The sequence below is a fragment of the Methanoregula sp. genome (assembly GCF_023227875.1).
Taxonomy (GTDB): Archaea; Halobacteriota; Methanomicrobia; order Methanomicrobiales; family Methanospirillaceae; genus Methanoregula.
The window spans coordinates 53,252-59,821 of record NZ_JALOCH010000016.1 but is presented as its reverse complement, the minus strand read 5'-3'; the positions used below and the strand labels follow the sequence as shown (position 1 = coordinate 59,821).

The following is a 6,570-nucleotide window of genomic DNA, read 5'->3' as shown; positions in this document are numbered from 1 at the left end:
CCGATATTGATCCCGCTCACAACGAGCGTGGGGTTGAGCTTTAAAGCATATAACCCGATGATTACTGAATCTGTGGGTTTTCCAGCAACCGACCATGCACTCTGTCCGTTTATAATCACCTGGTTAGCCCGCAATGGTTCAAAGATTGAAATTGACCTGCCGACAGCACTCTGCTGGGTGGCGGGTGCAACTACGGTAACATCCGCAATGGGTGTGAGCGCTTCGTACGCAGCCCAGAGTCCACTGGACCCAACGCCGTCATCATTAGTCAGCAGGATAGATGGTCTCATGTGCATTGTTCTCTATCTGGCATTGCAGAAATACCTCACCGATCGGATAGGGTAATTTTATCGCAGCGCATACAATTAACGGATGAAAGTTCTCCTTGCCGAATATACCGTTGCGCACGATCCCCTCCTTGCCCGTGAAGGAGCCGGGATGCTTTCCGTTCTCAGGACAAGTTTCGAACGATGTGGATATGAAGTTGTGATGCCCACTGCCGGTGACTTTGGGAAGGAGATTACCCGGCTTGCGCCCAGCTGCGAGATGGGGCTCGTGATCGCCCCGGACCACGTACTCTCAAAGTATACGTTTCTCCTTGAGCAGTCGACGCATAACCTTGGTTGCGGGTTTATGACCGTAGCACTTTGCGCAAACAAAGTACAGACCGGTAAGATCCTCAAAGAAAATGGTGTACCGGTCCCGGGCGATGCCGGACCCGGCAAGAGGGTAATCAAACCCATAAAAGGGTGCGATGCCCGGGGAGTCCGACTGTCTGAGGAAATACCGGGTGAGGGCGAGTTTGCACAGGAATATATTCGTGGTGAAGATTTCTCGGTGAGCATCATCCCGAACCGGATCATTGGTGATGCGTGTGCCTACTATTCCGGTAAGCCCCCGGTAGTTCTCGCAGTGAACCGGCAGGAGATTGTCATCGGGCCCGATGGCTCGTTCCGATACTGTGGTGGGGAGTCACCGGTTCACCCTGCCCGCGAAGGCGAGATCATTGAGACTGCCAAAAAAGCCGTTGCTGTTCTCGGTTGCCAGGGATATTGTGGTGTGGATGTAGTGGTTGCCGATAAGGTGTACGTTGTGGATGTCAACCCGCGGATAACAACGAGCATCATGGGAATAGCTGCATGCTTGCAGGAAGAGATCGCTGAGATTCTGGTCGCCGCCTCAAAAGGCAATGGACCGGATGAGGTTCATCTGACCGGCAGCGCACGGTTCGATATTAACGGGAAGGTAACCCGGGTATGATCGGTATCGATGTTGGCGGGGCAAACCTGAAGGTAGTGGATGATAACGGGGTCCACATCCATTACTGTCCGCTGTGGGAGAAGGCGCCGATCGCTGCTCTGTTGGAACAACACGTAACCCAAAGCGATGAACCGGCAGCCGTTGTAATGAGCGGGGAACTTGCTGATTGTTTTGTTAATAAAATGCAGGGAATCTCCTTCATAGTAGACGCGGTACGAAAAGTTTTCAATTCTGCCCGGTTTTATGGTGTTGATGCCCGTTTCCATGAAAATGCAGTTCCGCAACTGGCCTCTGCCAACTGGCTTGTATCGGCAGATTTTCTGCGGACAACTTATCCCCGGGCGGTCCTGCTGGATATCGGCAGCACTACGGCTGATATCATTCCCCTTGCTCATTTCTCCGAACTCACCGGCCTCACCGATCTTATTAGGCTCCAGAAAGGGTTCCTGGTATACACGGGCATGCTTCGGACGAATATCGCAACGCTCCTGCAGTCAGTAGATCTTGATGGAGTCCGGACTCCGGTGAGCACGGAATATTTTGCCGCAAGTGCCGATGCCCATCTTGTTCTTGGAAATATCACGCAGGGACAGTACAACTGCGATACTCCGGACCACAAGGAGAAAACCCGGGAAGCTTCGCTGCGACGGCTGGCCCGTGTTGTCTGTGCTGATCTTGAGGAAATCGGAGAGACTGGTGCAATGCAGATTGCCCGGCAGTTCCGAGATACGCAACAGAAAATTGTATGTGACGCAGTGCGACACTGTGCATCTTCCCGTTATGAGGATAAGATTATTGTAGCCGGTATTGGTGCGCCGCTCTTTGCGCGGGAGCTTGGCGGGATTGACCTTACGCAGGAAATGGGAGATGTAACAGATGCCCTGCCTGCCTTTGCTGTTAAGGAAATTGCCTTGCGTGACCGGGTTTTTCCTTTGAGTACCTGGTGAGAAGTGAGAGAAGGACCGGTGGAGAACGGGCTTCGTACAGCTGGACGCCTCACTTTAAATTGGTGTTAATTCAGATTTGCATAATCGGATCATTGACTCCTTATTGTTTCTTAAAATAAAAATTATTTTTTAATACAAGTAAAAGATACAATACATAACTATTTGGTTGGGTAAGGGTATCCATTATATAGCATATTCCTATCAAGGTGGTATGTTACAGAAGGCGCATGGAATTGTTAAAATCAAATGAAAATGGTTTTACCGGCCTTGAGGCCGCAATTGTTCTAATCGCATTTGTCGTTGTCGCAGCAGTTTTTTCATATGTTGTTCTTGGTGCAGGTTTCTATACAACGCAGACTGCCCAGGCAACGGTCCATACCAGTGTCGCACAGGCAAGTTCGAGTCTTGAGGTTGTCGGTAATGTTATGGGAATCGCCGTTGCATCTTCACCGACCCGACTCACATATATCAATACAAGTGTTGCCCTCACGGCCGGTGGGACTCCCATGGATCTTCAACAGATGGTCATATCATATTCTGATACCGCAGGTGGAAGGAGTCCCAACATCAGTACAAATGCAGATCTGAACTCATGTGACCTTGTATTCTCAGATCAGACAACCTCTGAAAACTGGAGATGGTGTGTTTCCCAGAAGATCAATGATTTAAACACAGTTCCCAACGATCTGCTTGAACCAAATGAGATCTGGGTTCTTTCAATTGGAATGCCATCATCCTCCAAAGTAAATCAGAAATTCACCGTTAATTTACAACCGGCAGTCGGTGCATTTCTTCCAATAACGAGGACGATCCCTGGTGCGATTAACTCAGTTCAGTCCGTTTATTAACACTCTTTTTTTTTGGTCATACTGATACAATATCATAAAGCAGGTTTGCAGTTATACCTCAACAATAAACAGATTTATTTGTTTAATCTATTCGATGAAGTCAAATATGGTTCGCATTACTTTTTATTGCCGCCAATCATCTTATCTTCAAGAATGTTTTAGGTAGTGTACACGAAGTGCTGTAAAAGTGAAGATGCCCTGTATCCAACAGTGAATTGCAAACAAAGAGGAACAGGGCATGAATCTAAGAGATATCGTACTAAATTATCTTACCGATAACGAGAAGGGAATGCAGCAACTCATCACGTGGTTCCTGAACGATGTGATGAATGAGGAAGTGGCTCAGCAGGCGTGAGTACCGCGCTATGCGAGGTCCAGTTCGCGAAGGGCGCACCGGAATGGGTATCGTCAACGCTCACTGAAGACGAGATTCGGAGAACTCAATCTTTTAAAACCACAATTACGGGAGATCCCGTTTGAGACAAAAGTCTTCGAGCGGTACTCCCGGACCGAGAAAGCCCTGGTAAATGCGATCATCGAATCATATCTTCAGGGAGTATCGACACGTAACGTTGAGACGGTGATCTCGCATCTAGGAGTCAACCAGATCTCGGCATCGTACGTGTCGAAGGTTGCTCAGGAACTCGATGAAAAAGTCCATGAGTTTATCGAGAGGCCAATTGACTCCCATATTCCATTCTTGTTCGTTGATGCTTCGTATTTCAAGGTGAGAGACGGAGTCCGGTATGTCAGCAAAGCTCTTTTTGTTGTAGCCGGTGTGAGGGCAGATGGATACCGTGAGATCTTTTCTTTCAGCATTGCTGATGCAGAACACGAACTAACCTGGGAGGGGATCTTCTCGGACCTAAAGGAGAGAGGTCTTTCCAAGGTTGATCTCATTACTTCGGATGGTCACAAGGGGATCCGGGCTGCCGCAGAAACAATGTTTCCAGGATCTTCATGGCAAATGTGTCACGTACACTTTATCCGTGCTGTCCTCAGGAAAGTTCCTCGAAAATATCACAAGGAAATTGCCGAGACATTGAAGGAATGTCTAAGTGATTCCCATCGATTGCTGGAGTTCGCTGTTCAACTCGATGAACGGGGATTCTCCCGGGCTGCTGACACGATTCACCGGTTCCAGCACGGCCTGATGAATTATCGTTCATTTCCTCCGGAGTTCTGGAAGAAGATTAGGACTACCAATCTCCTGGAACGAGTTAATAAGGAACTCAAACGCCGAAGCAGAAAGATCGGGGCCTTCCCGAATGATGCTTCGTTACTCAGGCTTTCCGGTTCGATCCTCATCGATATCAACGAGGAATGGATCACCGGTAACCGGTATTTATCTGTGAAGAATGAGATGATCTCTTTGGATACGGCGGCTGCTTATTTTACAGCAATATAGAGACACTACCATGTTTTACCCTACTAATAGAATTATTTAAGATTGGTTTATTTTCCATTTTTACTGATTCGCGTTTTTTTGAAGTCTCAAAAAACATCACACCTATCATTGAACAGCAAAGGCATTTAGATTTATATATCATTAAATAAAATTTGTATAAGCATTTGGTGATCATAGCCAAGTATTCGTTAAACGGTGGTGAGGTATTGAAATCCCCTGAAAATGGTTTTACCGGCCTTGAAGCAGCAATCGTTCTTATCGCATTCGTTGTGGTTGCGGCCGTGTTCTCATATGTTGTACTTGGTGCCGGATTCTTCACAACCCAGACTGCACAGGCAACCGTGCATACCGGTGTTGCCCAGGCAAGTTCCAGTATTGAGATTGTTGGTAATGTTATGGGAGTAGCTGTTGCATCTACGCCAACCCGGCTGACCTACATTAATACAAGTGTTGCACTCACTGCTGGTGGGACTCCTATGGATATTCAGCAGATGGTCATTTCCTATTCTGATACTGCTGGTGGCAGGAACCCGAATATCAGTACAAATACAGATCTGAGTTCCTGTGACCATGTATTCTCAGATCAGACAACCTCTGAAAACTGGAGATGGTGTGTCTCCCAGAAGATCAACGATCTCAATACCGTTCCCAACGGCCTGCTCGAACCAAACGAGATATGGGTACTTTCAATCGGCATGCCCCCGACAGCCAAAGTTAATAAGAAAATTAACGTGAATTTCCAGCCTGCAGTTGGTGCTGTTATTTCCCTTTCAAGAACTGTCCCGGGAGCGATAAGCCCCGTCCAGCCGCTTTACTGATCCTTTTTTTTGAACCACTGTATTGACAAATCCGGAATATTCATATCCATTTTTTCAAGTCTGCTTAAAAAATGACGATTGTTACAATCAGTTACTCCTGGCTTGATTCAACCAGAAAAACGCGTTAACATATTTTTTATAAATTTACATAACTGGTATCGGAATTCCAGTATTCCTTACCTTTTTTATTGCATAAGCACCAATGCAAGATCAAGAGGGGATTCCTCATGGTACAGCTACTGCTCTTTTCTATTGAGAAAATCCTCGGTGCGATCCCACTTGCAGATACATCCCATGTTATCCGCATGGTACGGCTGAAAAAAAAACCCTTTGCCCCACCTTGGGAGGCCGGCACGATAAACCATCACGGAAAGGAGATTACGGTCATCTCGATGCGTGCCTTGTTGGGTGTTACCGTTGTCTCTCCCCGGTTAACCGATATGCTGATTATTGCACATGCCGGCAGCAGGGAGATTGCCCTCTGGGTTGACGCAACATCCGGTGTACAGGAAATTTCGCTATCATACGAGTCACTGGTGAGTACAGCCTCCAATCAGTCGGAAATACCGGGAGTGAAATTGACTGCTGATGGAATACACATAATTTATGATCTCTCCAGCATGATTGCGGCGGGAGCACGCGTGCCAGATCATTCAGTAATACAAGGTGCCTATGAACGGGATGGAGCGTGTGACCCTGATGAAAAACCCGGGCCCGGCGAATTCACCGGTGCCTCACTTATCGATTCACTCCTTGATGAGCGGGCAAAAAAAATTGCACAACCGGAGGAGGGATTATCAGAAACCGAGATTATCGAAATTCTCAAATTCCGACTGGCATACCGGGAATATGCCATTGAGATGCAACATATTCGTGAAGTGATCCTGACCGGGGAGATTACTCCAGTACCGGGGACGCCGGAATATATCTCCGGTATCTGTGTGGTGCGGGGCGAAATTATCTCTCTCGTTGATCTCCGCGTCCTTCTTGCCATTCCTGAAAAAGGTCTCACCGACCTGAACCGTGTGATTGTACTGACAGATCATAAACTCTCTTTTGGCATACTTGCAGATCATATAACCGGGATCGGTACCATTGAACTGGACCGTATTGAACCTACGGACCCCGGAGCCGCGGTCCGGAGCGATTATGTTAAAGGAGTTGCCGGTGGATCGCTTATCGTTCTTGATACTGCAGCCATCTTTGCCGATCCCAAGATGATCATTGAGGATACGTAATGCGTATTGGAGAAAGGGCTTTGGCCATCACCATATGCAACAAGGAAATGC

The 6,570-nt window shown here is 47.5% G+C and carries 6 protein-coding genes and 1 pseudogene; 6 read left to right on the top strand and 1 reads right to left on the bottom strand.

The features are described from left to right. The coding region (locus M0R30_RS13485) for a 5'/3'-nucleotidase SurE (protein WP_292547780.1) at positions 1 to 290 on the bottom strand (290 nt) is incomplete at its 3' end. A gap of 82 nt (positions 291 to 372) precedes the next feature. Between M0R30_RS13485 and M0R30_RS13480 the strand changes: the two genes are divergently transcribed. From M0R30_RS13480 to M0R30_RS13455, 6 genes and pseudogenes are all read left to right on the top strand, one after another. Continuing rightward, the gene (locus tag M0R30_RS13480) at positions 373 to 1,260 is read left to right on the top strand and encodes an ATP-grasp domain-containing protein (RefSeq protein ID WP_292547778.1); all 888 of its coding nucleotides are present in this window, start codon (positions 373 to 375) and stop codon (positions 1,258 to 1,260) included. After that, positions 1,257 to 2,207, top strand: a complete 951-nt coding sequence (locus tag M0R30_RS13475) for a hydantoinase/oxoprolinase family protein (RefSeq protein WP_292547776.1) — start codon at positions 1,257 to 1,259, stop codon at positions 2,205 to 2,207. Before M0R30_RS13480 ends, M0R30_RS13475 begins: the two co-directional genes overlap by 4 nt. 227 nt (positions 2,208 to 2,434) lie before the next feature. Then, a complete protein-coding gene (locus tag M0R30_RS13470) occupies positions 2,435 to 3,055 on the top strand; it encodes an archaellin/type IV pilin N-terminal domain-containing protein (protein WP_292547774.1) in 621 nt (206 codons plus the stop codon). A 238-nt stretch (positions 3,056 to 3,293) separates the two neighbouring features. Continuing rightward, positions 3,294 to 4,463: pseudogene (locus tag M0R30_RS13465) on the top strand (IS256 family transposase). Positions 4,464 to 4,630: 167 nt separating this feature from the next. After that, the gene (locus M0R30_RS13460; RefSeq protein ID WP_292547784.1) at positions 4,631 to 5,281 is read left to right on the top strand and encodes an archaellin/type IV pilin N-terminal domain-containing protein; all 651 of its coding nucleotides are present in this window, start codon (positions 4,631 to 4,633) and stop codon (positions 5,279 to 5,281) included. Positions 5,282 to 5,508: 227 nt separating this feature from the next. Beyond that, positions 5,509 to 6,519 (top strand): chemotaxis protein CheW, encoded by a 1,011-nt coding sequence (locus M0R30_RS13455; protein ID WP_292547772.1) that lies wholly within the window; start codon positions 5,509 to 5,511, stop codon positions 6,517 to 6,519. The last annotated feature ends 51 nt before the right edge of the window (positions 6,520 to 6,570 follow it).